Origin of the sequence: Streptomyces apricus (assembly GCF_008369065.1) — a bacterium.
GTDB lineage: Bacteria > Actinomycetota > Actinomycetes > Streptomycetales > Streptomycetaceae > Streptomyces > Streptomyces apricus.
Map to the genome: position 1 here is coordinate 24571 of NZ_VDFC01000008.1, position 16599 is coordinate 41169.

17 protein-coding genes, 2 pseudogenes and 1 riboswitch are annotated in these 16599 nt (G+C 72.8%); of the genes and pseudogenes, 9 read left to right on the forward strand and 10 right to left on the reverse strand.

Features of this window, described 5'->3' with window-relative positions; translation table 11 throughout:
- Positions 1 to 171 precede the first annotated feature (171 nt).
- The 7 genes and pseudogenes from FGF04_RS03105 to FGF04_RS03135 all read right to left on the reverse strand — a co-directional run bounded on the left by FGF04_RS03105 (position 172) and on the right by FGF04_RS03135 (position 5430).
- The gene (locus FGF04_RS03105) at positions 172 to 954 is read right to left on the reverse strand and encodes an urease accessory protein UreD (RefSeq protein ID WP_149509647.1); all 783 of its coding nucleotides are present in this window, start codon (positions 952 to 954) and stop codon (positions 172 to 174) included.
- Positions 942 to 1544: pseudogene (ureG, locus tag FGF04_RS03110) on the reverse strand (urease accessory protein UreG); the annotation flags it as partial. The gene FGF04_RS03105 and the pseudogene ureG, both read right to left, overlap by 13 nt.
- Before the next feature lie 105 nt (positions 1545 to 1649).
- A pseudogene (locus FGF04_RS03115) lies at positions 1650 to 2108 on the reverse strand (urease accessory protein UreF); the annotation flags it as partial.
- A 72-nt stretch (positions 2109 to 2180) separates the two neighbouring features.
- Entirely contained in the window at positions 2181 to 3902 is a 1722-nt protein-coding gene (locus tag FGF04_RS03120) for an urease subunit alpha (protein ID WP_149509648.1), read from the reverse strand.
- A complete protein-coding gene (locus tag FGF04_RS03125; protein ID WP_149509649.1) occupies positions 3895 to 4206 on the reverse strand; it encodes an urease subunit beta in 312 nt (103 codons plus the stop codon). The genes FGF04_RS03120 and FGF04_RS03125 overlap by 8 nt, the downstream gene beginning before the upstream one ends.
- A gap of 17 nt (positions 4207 to 4223) precedes the next feature.
- The gene (locus tag FGF04_RS03130) at positions 4224 to 4526 is read right to left on the reverse strand and encodes an urease subunit gamma (RefSeq protein WP_149509650.1); all 303 of its coding nucleotides are present in this window, start codon (positions 4524 to 4526) and stop codon (positions 4224 to 4226) included.
- Between the two features lie 271 nt (positions 4527 to 4797).
- Positions 4798 to 5430, reverse strand: coding sequence for a TetR/AcrR family transcriptional regulator (locus tag FGF04_RS03135; protein WP_149509651.1), 633 nt, complete (start codon positions 5428 to 5430; stop codon positions 4798 to 4800).
- A 134-nt stretch (positions 5431 to 5564) separates the two neighbouring features.
- Here FGF04_RS03135 and FGF04_RS03140 point away from each other — a divergent pair, with 134 nt between their 5' ends.
- The 3 genes from FGF04_RS03140 (at position 5565) to FGF04_RS03150 (ending at position 8420) form a co-directional block, all read left to right on the forward strand.
- Positions 5565 to 6575 carry an ABC transporter permease gene (locus tag FGF04_RS03140; RefSeq protein ID WP_149509652.1) on the forward strand — a complete coding sequence of 337 codons (1011 nt, stop codon included), beginning with the start codon at positions 5565 to 5567 and terminating at the stop codon, positions 6573 to 6575.
- Between the two features lie 502 nt (positions 6576 to 7077).
- Positions 7078 to 7233: riboswitch (cyclic di-AMP (ydaO/yuaA leader) on the forward strand.
- A gap of 3 nt (positions 7234 to 7236) precedes the next feature.
- Positions 7237 to 7710 carry a C40 family peptidase gene (locus tag FGF04_RS03145; RefSeq protein WP_149509653.1) on the forward strand — a complete coding sequence of 158 codons (474 nt, stop codon included), beginning with the start codon at positions 7237 to 7239 and terminating at the stop codon, positions 7708 to 7710.
- Between the two features lie 98 nt (positions 7711 to 7808).
- A complete protein-coding gene (locus tag FGF04_RS03150; protein WP_223146338.1) occupies positions 7809 to 8420 on the forward strand; it encodes a DUF6328 family protein in 612 nt (203 codons plus the stop codon).
- 17 nt (positions 8421 to 8437) lie between these two features.
- Here the strand turns inward: FGF04_RS03150 and FGF04_RS03155 are convergent, their stop codons facing one another.
- Positions 8438 to 8881 carry an ATP-binding protein gene (locus FGF04_RS03155; RefSeq protein WP_149509654.1) on the reverse strand — a complete coding sequence of 148 codons (444 nt, stop codon included), beginning with the start codon at positions 8879 to 8881 and terminating at the stop codon, positions 8438 to 8440.
- A 259-nt stretch (positions 8882 to 9140) separates the two neighbouring features.
- Between FGF04_RS03155 and FGF04_RS03160 the strand changes: the two genes are divergently transcribed.
- Together FGF04_RS03160 and FGF04_RS03165 are read left to right on the forward strand one after the other, a co-directional pair.
- Positions 9141 to 10010, forward strand: coding sequence for a helix-turn-helix domain-containing protein (locus tag FGF04_RS03160; RefSeq protein ID WP_149509655.1), 870 nt, complete (start codon positions 9141 to 9143; stop codon positions 10008 to 10010).
- 10 nt (positions 10011 to 10020) lie between these two features.
- Positions 10021 to 10245, forward strand: coding sequence for a DUF397 domain-containing protein (locus tag FGF04_RS03165; RefSeq protein ID WP_149509656.1), 225 nt, complete (start codon positions 10021 to 10023; stop codon positions 10243 to 10245).
- Here the strand turns inward: FGF04_RS03165 and FGF04_RS03170 are convergent.
- On the reverse strand, positions 10229 to 11362 hold the full coding sequence (locus FGF04_RS03170; protein WP_149509657.1) for an 8-amino-7-oxononanoate synthase: 1134 nt from the start codon (positions 11360 to 11362) through the stop codon (positions 10229 to 10231). The genes FGF04_RS03165 and FGF04_RS03170 overlap by 17 nt on opposite strands.
- Positions 11363 to 11503: 141 nt before the next feature.
- The gene (locus tag FGF04_RS03175) at positions 11504 to 11986 is read right to left on the reverse strand and encodes an SRPBCC family protein (protein WP_149509658.1); all 483 of its coding nucleotides are present in this window, start codon (positions 11984 to 11986) and stop codon (positions 11504 to 11506) included.
- A gap of 101 nt (positions 11987 to 12087) precedes the next feature.
- Between FGF04_RS03175 and FGF04_RS03180 the strand changes: the two genes are divergently transcribed.
- The 4 genes from FGF04_RS03180 (at position 12088) to bioD (ending at position 16517) form a co-directional block, all read left to right on the forward strand.
- Positions 12088 to 12801, forward strand: coding sequence for a TetR/AcrR family transcriptional regulator (locus FGF04_RS03180; RefSeq protein WP_235882160.1), 714 nt, complete (start codon positions 12088 to 12090; stop codon positions 12799 to 12801).
- A 468-nt stretch (positions 12802 to 13269) separates the two neighbouring features.
- Positions 13270 to 14502, forward strand: a complete 1233-nt coding sequence (gene bioB / locus FGF04_RS03185; RefSeq protein ID WP_149509659.1) for a biotin synthase BioB — start codon at positions 13270 to 13272, stop codon at positions 14500 to 14502.
- The gene (locus FGF04_RS03190) at positions 14495 to 15805 is read left to right on the forward strand and encodes an adenosylmethionine--8-amino-7-oxononanoate transaminase (RefSeq protein ID WP_149509660.1); all 1311 of its coding nucleotides are present in this window, start codon (positions 14495 to 14497) and stop codon (positions 15803 to 15805) included. The genes bioB and FGF04_RS03190 overlap by 8 nt, the downstream gene beginning before the upstream one ends.
- 1 nt (position 15806) lies before the next feature.
- Positions 15807 to 16517, forward strand: a complete 711-nt coding sequence (gene bioD / locus FGF04_RS03195) for a dethiobiotin synthase (protein ID WP_149509661.1) — start codon at positions 15807 to 15809, stop codon at positions 16515 to 16517.
- Positions 16518 to 16599 lie beyond the last annotated feature (82 nt).

Below are 16599 nucleotides of genomic sequence, written 5' to 3' on the forward strand. Positions count from 1 at the left end.
AGAGGGTCCCCCCTGTTGTCGTCTGCTGTCGTCGTGGTCGGTACCGGGGGATCCTTTCGGCTGTGAGGTCCCTGGGAACAGAGGCGATGTGCCTTCTTTGCCAATCCGATAACCGGAACATCTCTGACCGTTCAGCGGTGATGTTCGTTTCCGCGGTACGCCGGCGGGAGGTCAGCCGAGTGAACGCAGGGCTTCGTCGAGGATCCGGCGCAGGTGCAGGGCGTCGGGCGCGAGGGCGGTCACCAGGGCGCCGGGCCCGGCGAGCGGGGTGAGCGCGGCGTACTCCCCCAGCAGCCGCGGCTCGACCGGCCGCGTCGCGTACTGCGGACGTACGACGAGGAGCTGGCCGAGCGCGCGACGCCCGCCGAGCACAGCGGGCCCGTCCCATCCGCCGGGTGCCCCGGGTCCGCAGGAGAGCTCCTGGTCGAGCAGGGGCCGCCCTGCGACCAGGACGGTGAGCCGGCTGGTGAGCCGCCCCGGCTCCTCGCCGGCCCGTCCGAGGACCTGCTCCTCGCGCAGCGTGAGCCGGGCACCGTCCGCGAGCTCGACCTCCGTCGCCATCCGCAGCTCGCTGCCGCGGACGGAGATCAACTGCTCGGGCAGCCAGCGCAGTTCGGCGCCGGCCCCGACCGTGAGGCGTACGTCGTAGCGCGCCTCCCCCTTGGCCTGCCCGGGCAGCGCGAGGGTGGCCGCGGCCGACCCGACGTGCAGGCGCGCCCCTTCGGCCACCTCGGCCGACACGGTGAAGCGGTCACCGCCCAGCGGTCCGCTCATCGCGCCGACCAGCATCACCTTGGCCTCGGAGCCGCCGGCCCGCGTCCGCCGCAGGGCGAGCGGGCCCTCGCCCTCCAGGACGGGCAGCGCGGTACCGCCCCGCCCGTCCGGCCGGGCGAGGATCCGCGCGACGGCCCGGACCCCGGCGGCTCCGGCGGCTCCGCCGGTTACGCTGCCCATGCGGCGAGCCGCTCCCGCYCCCAGCCGGCGACGTCCGCGACCCCGTCCCCGCCCCGCAGCGACTGGAAGACGACGGGCAGTCCGGCCCGCTGCGCCTTCGCGTCGGCGGCCATCCGCGCGAGGTCCGAGCCGACGTACGGCGCCAGGTCCGTCTTGTTGACCACGAGCAGGTCGGCGGTGGTGACCCCGGGGCCGCCCTTGCGGGGGATGTCGTCCCCGCCCGCGACGTCGATCACGAAGATCTGCGCGTCGACGAGCCCCTTGGAGAAGGTCGCCGTCAGGTTGTCGCCCCCTGACTCGACGAGGATCAGGTCCAGCGGTCCCACCTCGTCCTCCAGGTCCTCGACCGCTTCGAGGTTCGCGGAGATGTCGTCACGGATCGCCGTGTGCGGACAGGCCCCGGTCTCGACGGCGGTGATCCGCTCGGGCGGAAGCACGGCCTCACGCAGCAGGAACTCGGCGTCCTCGCGCGTGTAGATGTCGTTGGTGACGACGGCCAGCGACCACTCGTCGCGCAGGGCCCGGCACAGCGCGGCCACGGTGGCGGTCTTCCCGGACCCGACGGGCCCCCCGAGCCCGACCCGCAGCGCGCTCACCGCGGCCCGGTCCCTCTCCACCCGGTCCACCTCGGGCCCCAACCGCGCCAGCACCCCACTCGCGTCGAAGGGATCGAGGCTCAGCAACCGCACCACGGCGGTCGCCGGCCCACTGACACCCTCGTACGCGGCGCAGTACGCCGCGTCCCGCGCCCCGAGCCCCGCCGCCCGGGCCGTCAGCCCCAGCACGACCGGCTGATGGGCCCCCTTGGGGAACTCCGCGGCCAGGGAATCGAGTTCGGCCGACGGCCAGGTCGCCCGCGCGGCCCGCATCAGCTGCCGCCCCAGCTTCCGCGCGGCGACGCGCAGCGCCGGGGACGGCGTACGGGCGTCCGCGGCCCGGTCCAGCTCCACCGGATCCACCCCGAGCGCGGCGGCCGCGGCGAGCGAGGCCGACACGAGTGCGGCCGTGTGCAGCCGCCCCCGGCAGAACTCCTCCAGGTCCGCCGCCCCGGTGATCCGGCCGGCCTTGACCGCCTCCTCGGCCCCACCGGAGTGGGCGTGTCCCCCGGCGGGGAACCGCCCGTCGGCGAGGACGAGCAACGCGGCACGCGACATCTCTGCACCTCACGGATCAGGGTGTACACGGAACGGGGTGTACACGGAACGGGGGTCTGCACAGGGCAGGCCTCAGAACAGGAAGTACCGCTGAGCCATGGGCAGTTCGGCCGCGGGCACGGCCTCCACCAGCTCCCCGTCGATGGTGACGGCGAAGCTGTCGGGATCGACCCGTACGTCCGGCCGGGCGTCGTTCTCCCGCATGTCGGCCTTGGTCACCCCGCGCGTCGACTCGATCGCGACGAACCGCTTCCCGAGACCGAGCCGTTCCGGCAGGCCGTCCTCGACGGCGACCGGCGCCACGAAGTTGAACGAGTTGGCGGCGGGCGCCCGGCCGATCGCCCCGAACATCGGCCGCGGCAGGATCGGCTGCGGCGTGGGGATGGAGGCGTTGGCGTCGCCCATCTGCGCGTACGCGATCTGCCCGCCCTTGACGACGAGGTGCGGCTTGACCCCGAAGAAGGCGGGCTCCCACAGCACCAGGTCGGCGAGCTTGCCCGTCTCGACGGAGCCGATCTCCCGGGCGAGGCCCTGGGCGACGGCGGGGTTGATCGTGTACTTGGCGACGTAGCGGCGCACCCGGTGGTTGTCCGCGCGGCCGTCCCCCGGCAGCGCTCCGCGGCGCCGCTTCATGACGTGCGCGGTCTGCCAGGTCCGCATGATCACCTCGCCGACGCGGCCCATGGCCTGGGAGTCGGAGGAGATGATCGAGATGGCGCCGAGGTCGTGCAGGACGTCCTCGGCCCCGATGGTGGAGGGCCTGATGCGGGACTCCGCGAAGGCGAGGTCCTCGGGCACGGCGGCGTTCAGGTGGTGGCAGACCATCAGCATGTCGAGGTGTTCCTCGGCGGTGTTGACGGTGTAGGGCCGGGTCGGGTTGGTCGAGCTGGGCAGCACGTTCGCCTCGGAGACCACGGTCATGATGTCCGGCGCGTGCCCGCCTCCCGCACCTTCCGTGTGGAACGCGTGGATCGTGCGCCCCTTGATCGCGGCGAGCGTGTCGGCGACGAACCCGGCCTCGTTGAGGGTGTCCGTGTGGATGGCGATCTGCGCGCCGGTGCGGTCCGCGACGGTGAGCGCGGCGTCGATGACGGCGGGCGTGGAGCCCCAGTCCTCGTGCAGCTTGAGACCGAGCGCGCCGCCGCGCAGCTGCGAGAGCATCGCCTCCTCGGAGACGGTGTTGCCCTTGCCGAGCAGCCCGAAGTTGAGCGGGTAGCCCTCCATCGCCTCCAGCATCCGGGCGAGGTGCCAGGGGCCGGGGGTGACGGTGGTGGCCTTGGACCCCTCGGCGGGTCCGGTGCCGCCGCCGACGAGGGTCGTGATCCCGGAGGCCAGCGCCTCGTCGGCGATCTGCGGGCAGATGAAGTGCACATGGGCGTCGATGGCGCCGGCCGTCAGGATGCGCCCGTTGCCCGCGATGATCTCCGTCTCCGGGCCGATCACCAGGTCCGGGTGCACGCCGTCCATGGTGTCGGGGTTGCCGGCCTTGCCGATACCGGTGATCCGGCCGTCGCGGATGCCCACGTCGGCTTTGACGACCCCCCAGTGGTCGACGATCACCGCGCCCGTGACGACGGTGTCCGGGGTGCCGTCGGCGCGCGTGGCGCGCGACTGGCCCATGGACTCGCGGATGACCTTCCCGCCGCCGAACACGGCCTCGTCGCCGGCGTGTCCGGGGCCGCCGGAGCGGTCCTCCTCGATCTCGATCAGGAGGTCGGTGTCGGCGAGCCGGATGCGGTCGCCGGTGGTGGGCCCGAACAGGTCGGCGTACGCGGCCCGCGAGATCTCAGGCATCGAGGGCTCCTCCGGTCTCGCCGCGCAGACCGGGCACGACGCGGGCGCCGCCGATCGGGACGAGTTCGACGTCGACGGGGATGCCGGGCTCGAAGCGCACGGCGGTGCCGGCGGCGACGTTGAGCCGCTTGCCGCGGGCGGCGCCGCGGTCGAAGTCCAGGCCGGGGTTGGCCTCGGCGAAGTGGTAGTGGGAGCCGACCTGGACGGGCCGGTCGGCGGCGTTGAGGACGGTGAGCCGGGTGACGTCGAGGCCCTCGTTGAAGGCGACGGTCCCGTCGGCGAACAGGATCTCTCCGGGGATCATGGTGGCCGCTCCCCCCGTCAGACGATCGGGTCGTGGACGGTGACGAGCTTGGTGCCGTCGGGGAAGGTGGCCTCGACCTGCACGTCGTGGATCATCTCGGGGATGCCTTCCATGACGTCCTCGCGGGTGAGGACCCGGCGTCCGGAGGCCATGAGTTCGGCCACCGTGCGGCCGTCCCTGGCCCCTTCGAGGATGTGCGAGGTGATCAGGGCGACGGACTCGGGGTGGTTGAGCCGCACCCCCCTGGCCCGGCGCTTCTCGGCCACGTCGGCGGCCACATGGATCAGCAGCCTCTCCTGCTCGTGCGGTGTCAGTTGCACGGCTTCCCACCTCGCAGTCCTCGCTCCGGACCGTGCGGGGTCCGGCTGCCGCAGCCACCGCCCGGAACCGCTGGTGACATGGTGCTGCACGCTAGTTGCGCGGGMTTTCAGGGACGTTAACCGCCACGGGTGAATCCCGCAGTTCCACCGGTCGCCCCGGCCCCGCCGGGGATCAACGCGCCGGCCGTCCCGGCCCCACCGGGGATCAACGCGCCGGCCGTCTCGGCCCCACCAGGGATCAGCGCACCCGCCGTCCCAGCCCGGCCGGGGATCAGCGCGGGGCCTGCATGCTCATCAGGGCGCGCAGACCGTCCTGGAGGACCTCCACCGGTGCGGCGCCGAAGAGCGCCTGCTGGGCGGCGAACCCCTGCGCCGCGGCGATCAGGGTCCTGGCGACGTGCTCGGCGGGGACGTCCGCCCGCATCAGTCCGGCCTCCTGGTAGCCCTCGACGACCTTCACCCACGCCTGCCGCACGGCGCCGAACCCCTCGCGCAGCACCCCCGCCAGTTCGCTGTCGCGCAGGGTCTCCGTCCAGACCTGGACCATGAGCCGCGGGAAGGAGGCCTCGCCGTCCCAGGTCAGTCCGTGCCTGGCCGTGCCCCCCAGCCCCAGCACCTCGGTCATGACCAGGCCGAGGAGCACGTCGGGCAGCGGCGGCGGAGTGTGCCGGGCGGCGTCCTCGAAGGCCCCGCGGATCTCCGCGAGGACCTCGTTGACGATGGCGGCGATCAGTTCGTCCTTGCCGCTGAAGTAGCGGTAGACGGCCCCCGCGGAGAGGTTCACCTCCTTCAGCACGTCCTGCATCGACGTGGCGTGGAACCCGTTGCGGGCGAAGCAGCGGGCCGCGCCGTCGAGGATCTGGCGGCGACGGGCGTCTAGGTGTTCCTGGGATACGCGGGCCATGCCCGAAAACTAAAACGAACATTCCTTCTTGACAAGTCCGGACACTGGCGGGACAGTGGCCGCAGAGCAAAAACGAACGATCCTTCTTTTTGAGTCCGAGCGCCCACCACCCGTCCCGCATCGAGGGAAGAAGCATGTCCGCCACCTCCGCACCCCGCTCGCACCGCAGCCGCATCGCAGCCGTCGTCCTGCTGGTCCCGGTCCTGACGGCCCTCGCCCTGTGGGCCTTCGCCTGGCCCGCCGCCCGCACCGCTCCGCACGACCTGCCGCTCGGCGTGGCGGGTCCGGCGACCGCGACCGCCCCGGTGCAGCGGCAACTCGAAGCGCACGAGGGGGCCTTCGAGATCCACCGCTACGCGGACGAGGCGGCCGCCAGGGACGCCGTCGAGGACCGGACCGTATACGGAGCGGTCGTGGTCACCGAGCGGGGGCCCAAGCTGCTCACCGCCTCGGCCGCGAGCCCGCTCGTGGCGCAGTCGCTGCAGCAGGCCGTGGCCCGACAGGCCGGTGGCACCCCGTTGGAGACCGTCGACGTCGTCCCCGCCGCCGCGGACGACCCGCGCGGTGCGGTCCTGACGTCGAGCGTGCTGCCGATGACGCTCGCGGGCATCGCCGCGGGGGCCGTGGTGACGCTGCTGGGGCTGCGCGGCGCCCGGGCGGTGGCCACGCTGATCGCCGCCGCCGCGGCCGTCGGCACGGTCGGCGCCCTCGTCGCCGGCAGCTGGCTGGGGGCCTTCCCGGGCAGCTGGTGGCCCGTGGCGGCGGTACTGGCCCTGTCGACGCTCGCGGTGAGTGCCGCCGTCGCCGGTCTCGCGGCCCTGCTGGGCACACCGGGCATCGGACTCGGCGCGTTCACCATGATGCTGCTCGGCAACCCGTTCTCGGGCGCGAGTTCCGCCCCCGAGATGCTGCCCGCGCCGGCCGGCGCGATCGGCCAGTGGCTGCCGCCGGGAGCGGGTGCCTCGCTCCTGCGCTCGGTCTCCTTCTTCGACGGGGCCGCCGCGTCCGGTCCGGCCCTCACCCTGACCTGGTGGGCGGCCCTGGGCCTCGGCGCGGTCCTGCTGGGCGGCGCCCTCAAGCACCGCGCGACGGCCGACGCCCCCGTCCCCGCCCCCGCCGAGCGGGAGACCGCCCTCGCCGGGTGACCCCGGCCCGCAGGAACGGACCGTGCCCCCCGCAGCGGCCGGGGGCGCACGGTCCTTCCGCGTCCTCGCCCGCCGCACGCGCGGAGCACCGCCGCCCGCGCATCCGCCCGGCTCCCGCACCTGACGTACGGCCGACGCGCCCGTGTCATGCGGGCGGGTGACGGAGCGTCCGGGACGGCGCCGAAACGGACCGTACGGAGTACCCCCGGACGGCGTACGCGCCGCTGTTTTTTCCGGCCCCCCGAACTTGCGCAACACGTCTGCCTCCAAGCCGGAATGGAGTGTTCCGGTGCTGGTGCGGGGGTCCCCCGGGCCCTCGACGTCCCCCGCAGAAAGGGCTGTCCACCCGAACGGGTGAGTGGTGAGTAAGCCCACAAAACGCCGATTCCGCTCGGCTTCTGGGACATCAGTGCGTCAAGATCCCTTCCGACGACAAGCCCCCGCCACAGGCGGCGGGGCGGTCCGGGCGGACGCCGAGTCCTGCCGCTGCCCGGATGACCGGTCGACAGAAGTGCATCGGCAGGAGTGGAGGACCCAGGCACGACGGGCCGCCGGAGAGATCCGAGTGGCCCTTGGGGTGAAGCCGCGACAGCGGCCGGGCAACTTCGCCAGCCCGAATCCGACAGGTCATCCTTCACAGGCGGCTGACGAAGGGTTGCGCATGACTGCGCTCAATCGTGTTCCGTCGCTGTTCAGCAGGGCCGGCACCGCCTCGGCCCTCACGATCGCCGCCGTCGGGGGCGGCATAGTGGCCCCGGGCTTCGCGTCCGACGCGGAAGCGGCCACCCACGCGACGAAGGCACTCCAGGTGGCGGCCTCCAAGAAGGGCTCCCCGTACAAGTACGGCGCCGCGGGACCCAAGCGCTTCGACTGCTCGGGCCTCACGCTCTACTCGTTCAAGAAGGCGGGCAAGAGCCTGCCGCGCACCGCCGCGGCCCAGTACAACAAGACGAAGCACATCTCCTCCTCCAGCCGCAAGCAGGGGGACCTGGTCTTCTTCCACTCGGGCCGGAACGTCTACCACGTCGGCATCTACGCCGGGAAGGGACGGATCTGGCACTCCCCGAAGACCGGGGACGTGGTGAAGCTCCAGAAGATCTGGACGAAGAGCGTCTGGTACGGCCGCGTCAGGTGATCCACTGAGCCCGTCGCGAGGCGGCCGCGGGACGTCCGTGGCCGCCCGGTGAGGGGCTTGTACGTGTGTTCGGCGGCCGATTGGTTACTCGTCCGCCCATGGCCGCCGAACGCCACCACCACGAGGAGCGCAACGAGACCCGGCTGGAGCGCGCCGACCGGAACTTCAGCGAGCTCCTCCAGGAGTTGCGGGTCACCCAGACCGGCGTCCAGATCCTCTTCGCCTTCCTGCTGACCCTCGCGTTCACCCCCCGCTTCCCGTCGCTCGACGCGGTGCAGCGCACGACGTACGTGGTCACCCTGCTGCTCGCCGTCCTGGCGGCGGCGCTCTTCACGGCCCCCGCGGCCCTGCACCGCCGGCTGTTCCGGCGGGGCGCCAAGCCCCAGGTCGTGGAGGCCTCGTCCCGGGTCGCGCAGATCGGTCTGGCCGTGCTCGCGCTGGCCCTGTCGGGTTCCATGCTGCTGGTCGTGGACGTGGCGGTGGACCGGGCCGAGGGCATCGCGGCGGGGGCGGTCACCCTGGTGGTGTGCACGGGGCTGTGGGAGGTCATGCCGTACCTGGTGAAGCGGGCGGCGGACAGGAGTTCGAGCAGCGACGGGGACGACAGCGACGACACGAACGGCAGGGACGGCGGAAGCGAAGAGGACGACGGGGCCGATGCGGACGGCACGGCGGGCGCGGACGGCGGMTCGGGGAAGGACCCGGTCTAGGGCCCGGGCCGCGGGCCTCAGTCGGCGGCCACCGGCTTCACCGCGGTCGTCCACGGCAGCGTGACCGACACGGTCTTCCCGCCCTCCCCGGTGGGCCGGACGGCGAGCTTGCCGCCCCACTCCGCGGTCAGCCAGCGGATGATCACCAGGCCGCGGCCGTTGTCCTGCTGGACGGCGGCGGGCAGGCGCTTCGGAAACCGGGGGTGGCTGTCGGTCACCCCGATGCTCAGCTGTTCGTCGCGGTCCAGTGCGATGTCCACCGTGAAGGTGGGTGACAGCCCGAAGGTGTGCTGTACCGCGTTCGTGGCGAGTTCGGAGACCATCAGGCGAATCGTCTCGGCGGCCTCCGAATCGGCGGGCAGTCCCCACTCGGCCAGGACGTCGACGACGTACCTGCGGGCGGCGGAGACCGAGGCCGGATCGCTCGGCAGAGTGACGGAGGCTTCCTGGTGGTCTGCCATGCGACGTCATCCTTTCCCACGGGACCGGAGGCCGTCCGAAGTGCACGACTTCGCCTGCGGTCCCGGACTGGTGCTTGCGCCAGAGTGCCACTGCCTCGGCGTTCATGGTGGCGATCCACCAAGATATGCATATATCTGTCGCTCGAAGCGGTGAACTCTGCGACGCTCGACCGTATTTGCCCGGGCGGCCGGATTGTCCCTACCGTCGCCCTGAAGCCGGGCGCCGCAGGTCCGGCGCGACGGTCGGAAGGAGACGGCCATGCAGCACGGCCCCGCGGTGCGCCGGCGCAAGCTCGGCGCCGAACTGCGTGCCCTGCGTACCCTCGCGGGCCTCACGAGCGGGCAGGCGGCCCGCCTCGTCGGCTGGCACCAGTCGAAGGTGAGCCGGATCGAGACCGGCCGCAGCGGGGTCAAGCCCGCGGACGTACGGCTGCTCCTGGACGCGTACGACGTCCGGGACCCGGAGCTGCACGAGCTGCTCGTCCTGCTGGCGGGCTCGGACGACGACGGCCGGCAGGGCTGGTGGCACGCCTACCGCAGGCTCCTGCCGTCCACCTACAGCGACTTCATCAGTCTGGAGTCGCAGGCCGGCGTGATGCGCACGCTGGAGAACTCCGTGGTGCCGGGGCTGCTGCAGACCCGGGAGTACGCCCGCGCGGTGACCCGGGCCGCGGTGGGCGCGGCGCCCGACGGCGGGACCGACGCACTGGTGGAGGAACTGGTGAAGGTACGCCTCGCGCGCCAGGACGTACTGCGTTCGAACAAACCACTGCGGCTGAGTGCCGTTCTGGACGAGGCGGTGCTACGCCGGACCGTGGGCGGACCGGAGGTCATGGCGCGGCAGCTGGAGCGGCTGCGGGAGGCCGCGCACCTCCCTCACGTGCGGCTTCAGGTGCTTCCCTTCGGAGCCGGGGCCCACATCGGAGTCACCGGGTCTTTCGTTATTTTTTCATTTCCGAACAGATCTGATCTGGATGTGGTTGTTCTAGACCACTTGACGAGTAGCCTCTATCTCGAACAGAAGGAGGCCCTCCGCTCGTACGAGGAGGCCTTCGACTCCCTCCAGGGCCAGGCCCTTTCGCCCGAGGACACATTGGACTTCATCGCCGGTGCAGCTGACGGCGCATAAGGGAGGCACCATGCCCGCCATGCCTCGGTACGTACGTTCCAGCACGCGTCTGCAGGGTGTGCGGTGGCAGCGAAGCAGCCGCAGCACGGGAATGAACAACTGCGTCGAGACGGCCCGCCCGCAGGACGGCCCCTATGCGGGACTGCTCGCGGTGCGCGACTCCAAGGACCCCTCGGGCCCCGCCCTGCTCTTCGGCACCCCGGCCTGGGAGGGCTTCCTCAGCGCGTTGCGGTGACCACGTCCACGGCCCGCCCGATCTGCGCCTCGGTGAGATCCGCGCGGGCCGTGAGCCGCAGCCGCGAGACGCCGTCGGGCACCGACGGGGGACGGAAGCAGCCGACGGCCAGACCCGCCGCCCGGCAGTCCGCGGCCCAGCGCAGCGCCCCCTCCGGCGAGGGGGCGCGCACGGAGACGACCGCGGCGTCCGGGCGCACGGCTTCGAGCCCCGCGGCCGTCAGCCGCTCGTACAGGGCCGTCGCCACCGCACGCGCGCGTGCGGCGCGTTCGGGTTCGCGGCGCAGCAGGCGCAGGGCCGCCAGGGCCGCGCCCGCCGCCGCAGGGGCCAGACCGGTGTCGAAGATGAACGTACGGGCCGCGTTGACCAGGTGGTCGACGACGTGGGCCGGTCCCAGGACGGCGCCGCCCTGGCTGCCGAGCGACTTCGACAGGGTGACGGTGGCGACGACGTCCGGCGCGCCCGCGAGCCCCGCCGCCCGCGCGGCGCCCCGCCCGCCGTCGCCGAGGACGCCCAGGCCGTGCGCGTCGTCGACGAGCAGGGCCGCGCCGGACGCCCGGCAGGCGGCGGCGAGTTCCGCCAGCGGGGCCGCGTCGCCGTCCACGGAGAACACGGTGTCGGAGACGGCGATCGCGGGCCCGGTGTGCGTCTGCAGCGCCTTGCGGACGGCCTCGGGGTCGGCGTGGGCGACGACCTGGGTGGTGCCGCGGGCCAGCCGGCAGCCGTCGATGAGCGAGGCGTGGTTGCCCGCGTCGGACACGACGAGGGAGCCGTGCGGCGCGAGCGCGGTGACGGCGGCCAGGTTGGCCGCGTAGCCCGAGGAGAAGACGAGGGCGGACTCGAAGTTGCAGAACGCGGCGAGTTCGCGTTCGAGGTCCGCGTGCAGTTCCGTGGAGCCGCTGACCAGCCGGGAGCCGGTGGCCCCGCCACCCCAGGTGCGGGCGGCGTCCGCAGCGGCCGCGGTGACCTCGGGGTGCCGGGCCAGGCCCAGGTAGTCGTTCCCGGCGAGGTCGAGGAGCGCGGAGTCCGCGGGGCGGGGGCGCAGGGTGCGGACGAGTCCGGCCCGGCGGCGCGCCCGCGCCTGCTCGTCGATCCAGGCGAACGGCGATCCGGGCATGTGCGTCCTCCGGGCCAGGGGGTGAGGGGGTCGTGAGATGCGGGCGCCTGCCTTGTGCAGGCACCGCACAGACCCTAACGGGACCGTCGGCCGCCCAAGGTGTGGCCATACCCACACGCGGAACTGCCAGGCGCAGCCCTGCTAGGAGTGCTTGGGGCGCAAGGTGCTGTCCGGGTGCAGGGTGCCGTCGTCGTCGAGGTCGTCCAGCACGGCGGGCAGGCCCTTGGTGAGCATCTTGGTGCGGACGCTGCCGAGGATCTTGGCCATGAAGAATCCTCCGGCGCCGGTGAAGCCGGTGTGGTGGTAGGTGAAACGGGTCCCGTCGCCGTGCGGTGCGAGTCGGTAGGCGACCTCCGTGACCTCGCCGCCGCCCTCGTCCTGCCAGGAGTAGCGCAGCAGCGAGGGCTCACGTGCCTCCAGCACCTCGCACAGCACCACGCCGCTCCACCCCGGCTTCGGCTTCGCGACGAACCTGAACGTGGTGCCGGGCGTGGTGGAGAAGCCCTCCGGGCGTGCGCCGGCGCCGGTGGCCGTCCAGAGCGGGATCAGCTCCGGGTCGGTCACGGCGCGCCAGACCTTCTGCGGCGGGTGGGGGTAGTCGCGGACGATGTGGATGGTGCTCATGGCGGGCTCCTCGGGCACGGGTGTCGAGCGCAGCATATACTTACAGTCAATGAAAATTTACAGCAACAGAACTTTCATGGAGGCTGGACTACGCTGCACCGATGAGCATGCGCACGGTGGACTGGACGGCCTTGCGCCGTCGCGACGCGGAACCCGCCGCCGAGGGACTGCGGGAGCGCAAGAAGCGGCTGTTGCGGCGGCAGCTGTCGGACACGGCCACGGAAATGTTCATGAAACGGGGCTTCGACGCGGTGCGCGTCTCCGAGATCGCCGCAGCCTGCGGGGTGTCGGAGAAGACCGTGTTCAACCACTTCCCCACCAAGGAGTCCCTCGTCCTCGACCTGGGCGAGACCACGTTGGGCTCCCTGCGGACCGCACTGGCCGATCCGGATCTGTCGCCGGTCGAGGCCGCGCTGAAGATCTTGTCCGGCGAGCTGGCGGACCTCACGTCCTGGCTGGCCGGACAGCACGACTTGGACCAGGCGAAGACCATGCTTCTGCGCTTCGGCATGCTGATCGGATCCACCCCGTCCCTGCGGGCCTATCAGCGCGACATGGCCGATCAGCAGGTCGCCGCAGCCGCCGAAGTCCTGGCTCGGCGCACCGGGATGAGCCCGGACGACCCCGAACCGCAGATCGCCGCGACCGCCCTGCTCGCCCTGTGGCCCATCCAGTTCCAGGCGCTACGCAGGCACCTGAACCGCGTCCGGACCCCCGAGCAGTTGCACGACGTGGTGAGCGCCGACGTCCGACGCGCGGCCCACCTGATCGACACGGGCCTGACCTCGCTCACCCCCGCCCGGCCCGGCAGCTGAAACGGTCAGCCGGTCTCGGGTGACGCACGGTGTGCGATGTGCCCGCGGTGTGCCTTCACAACAACGACGACCGTACCGGTCACGCTCTGTCGGGGAGTGCCTCAATCGACAGCCGTTCGGTCCGCCGGCCTGTCCGGCGAGGGCGAGGTCGTGCATCCGGGCGCTCCTGCACGGGCCCCGGACAGCCGGAGAGGCGACCCCCTGGGGCCGCGGTTCCCGTCCGTTCTCAGGCTGTCGCAGGCCTTTTGTAAGAATCCTCCAGCAAGATCAACCGCCTGCTTCCCTCCCTCGCACATCTCGCCAAATCGGCTGTGTGACGCGGATTTTGCGCCTCTGAGCTGCACTTCCCCGCCCCGTGCGGATCGTCCGAACCACGGTGGGCCTGTTGCATATCCCACACGTCGGGCGTCCTCCCTTGTCCGGTTCCTCCTTGGCCCGGTGCGGTCGGATGCGTCAGGATCGGGCCTCATGGACCTGCTGAACACACTGGTGGACAAGGGAATCCGGCGCGAGCTGCCGACCCGTGACGAGGCGCTGGCCGTGCTGGCCACCTCCGACGACGAGCTCCTCGATGTGGTGGCCGCGGCCGGCAGGGTACGGCGGCAGTGGTTCGGCCGACGGGTGAAGCTCAACTACCTCGTCAACCTGAAGTCGGGCCTGTGCCCCGAGGACTGCTCCTACTGCTCGCAGCGGCTCGGCTCGGAGGCCGGGATCCTCAAGTACACCTGGCTGAAGCCCGACCAGGCCTCGCAGGCCGCGGCGGCGGGGCTCGCGGGCGGCGCCAAGCGGGTCTGCCTGGTGGCGAGCGGGCGCGGGCCCACCGACCGTGACGTGGACCGGGTCTCCGACACCATCAAGGCGATCAAGGACGGGAACGAGGGCGTCGAGGTGTGCGCCTGCCTCGGGCTCCTCTCGGACGGCCAGGCGGAGCGGCTGCGCGAGGCCGGCGCGGACGCCTACAACCACAACCTCAACACGTCCGAGGCGACCTACGGGGACATCACCACCACCCACACGTACGCCGACCGGGTGGACACGGTGCGCAAGGCGCACGCGGCGGGCCTGTCCGCCTGTTCCGGGCTGATCGCCGGCATGGGCGAGAGCGACGAGGACCTGGTCGACGTCGTGTACGCGCTGCGGGAGCTCGACCCGGACTCGGTCCCGGTCAACTTCCTGATCCCGTTCGAGGGCACCCCGCTCGCCAAGGAGTGGAACCTGACGCCGCAGCGCTGCCTGCGCATCCTCGCGATGGTCCGGTTCGTCTGCCCGGACGCCGAGGTGCGGATCGCAGGCGGGCGCGAGGTCCACCTGCGGACGATGCAGCCCCTCGCCCTGCACCTCGCCAACTCGATCTTCCTGGGCGACTACCTCACCAGCGAGGGCCAAGCGGGCAAGGCGGACCTGGACATGATCGCGGACGCCGGGTTCGAGGTGGAGGGCGCCGGCGAGGTGACGCTCCCGGAGCACCGGGCGGCCGCGCACGGCGGCTGCCACGGGCACGCGGAGACCGGGACGGAGGCCGGAGGCGGGAGCGGCTGCGGCGGCCACGGGGGCGGCGGCTGCGGACCCTGCGGCCAGGGCGCCGGGGAGGCGGTTGCGCAGGAGCCGGTGCGGGAGGCCTCGCGCGGCTCCGAGGCGCGCACGGACCTGGTCGCGGTACGCCGCCGGGGCGCCGGAACGGACCTCGCGCCCAATGCCTGACCTGCTCCCGCCCGGCCCCGCCGCGGCCGGCGATCCCGTGCGCGAGCTGCTCGACCTCGACCGGCGGCACGTCTGGCACCCCTACGGCCCCATGCCGGGGCGCCAGGAGCCGCTGGTCGTGGAGTCGGCGAGCGGGGTGCGGCTGCGGCTGGCCGGCGGGGACGGCGAGCTGATCGACGGCATGTCGTCCTGGTGGTCGGCGATCCACGGCTACAACCACCCGGTGCTCAACGAGGCGGCCCGCGACCAGCTCGGGCGGATGAGCCACGTGATGTTCGGCGGACTGACGCACGAGCCGGCTGTACGCCTGGCGAAGCGCCTTGTCGACATGTCGCCCGAGGGTCTTGAGCACGTCTTCCTCGCCGACTCCGGGTCGGTGTCCGTCGAGGTCGCGGTCAAGATGTGCCTCCAGCACTGGCGTTCGCTCGGCCGTCCCGGCAAGCAGCGCCTGCTGACCTGGCGCGGCGGCTACCACGGCGACACCTGGCAGCCGATGTCGGTGTGCGACCCCGAGGGCGGGATGCACGAGCTGTGGCAGGGCGTGCTCCAGCGCCAGGTCTTCGCCGACGCGCCCCCCGTCGCGTACGAGGAGTCGTACGCGGAGCACCTGCGGACGCTGGTGGAGCGGCACGCGGACGAGCTGGCCGCGGTGATCGTGGAGCCGGTGGTGCAGGGCGCGGGCGGGATGCGGTTCCACTCCCCCGCGTACCTGCGGGTGCTGCGCGAGGCGTGCGACGCCCATGACGTGCTGCTCGTGTTCGACGAGATCGCGACGGGCTTCGGGCGGACCGGGGCGCTGTTCGCGGCGGAGCACGCCGGTGTCACACCGGACGTGATGTGCGTGGGCAAGGCGCTGACCGGCGGGTACCTGACGATGGCCGCGACGCTGTGCACCGCGCGGGTCGCGGAGGGCATCTCGCAGGGCGAGGTGCCGGTCCTGGCCCACGGCCCGACCTTCATGGGCAACCCACTGGCCGCCGCCGTGGCCTGCGCCTCGATCGACCTCCTGCTGGACCAGGACTGGCGGACGGAGGTCAAGCGCATCGAGGAGGGCCTGCGGGACGGACTGGCGCCGGCCGCGGACCTGCCGGGCGTGCGGGACGTGCGCGTGCTCGGGGCCGTCGGGGTGGTGCAGCTGGACTACGGAATCGACATGGCGGCGGCGACCCGGGCGGCGGTGCGCGAGGGCGTGTGGCTGCGGCCGTTCCGGGACCTCGTGTACACGATGCCGCCGTACGTCACCGGGGACGCCGACCTGGCGCGGATCACGGCGGCCGTGTGCGCGGCCGCCCGGGAGGGCTGAGATGACGGTACTGGTGATCACGGGGACCGGCACGGAGGTGGGCAAGACCGTCACCACGGCCGCCGTCGCCGCGGCGGCCCTCGCGGGCGGGCGGTCGGTGGCCGTGCTCAAGCCCGCGCAGACGGGCCTGGTGCCCGGCGAGCGCGGGGACGCCGACGAGGCGGCACGGCTCGCGGGGGTGGTCACGGCCGTCGAACTCGCCCGCTACCCGGAGCCGTTGGCCCCCGCCACGGCGGCCCGGCGCTCCGGCCTCGCGCCGGTGCGGCCCAGGGAGGTGGCGGAGGCGGCGGCCAAACTGGCCGTCGACCACGACCTGGTCCTGGTGGAGGGTGCGGGCGGCCTGCTCGTGCGCCTCACCGACGAGGGCGACACCCTCGCGGACGCGGCCCGCCTGCTGGACGCGCCGGTGCTCCTGGTCGCCTCCGCGGGCCTGGGCACCCTCAACACCACGGAACTCACCGCCCGTGAGCTGCGCTCGCGCCGGCTCGACCTGCTCGGCGTCGTCGTCGGCAGCTGGCCGGACGCCCCGGACCTGGCCTCCCGCTGCAACCTGGTGGACCTCCCGGCGGTGGCGCAGGCACCGCTGCTGGGCGCACTCCCCGCGGGCGCGGGCGGCCTGCGGCCGACGGACTTCCGTACCGCGGCGGCCGGTTGGCTGGCGCCGTCCCTGGGCGGGACCTGGGACGCGAAGGCATTCACGGCCAGGCAGTGACGGGACCGGCGCACGGGAACCGCGCCCCGGAGAACGGATCCGCCGGTGACCGCCGTGCCGGCCACGGCCACCGCGCCCGTTC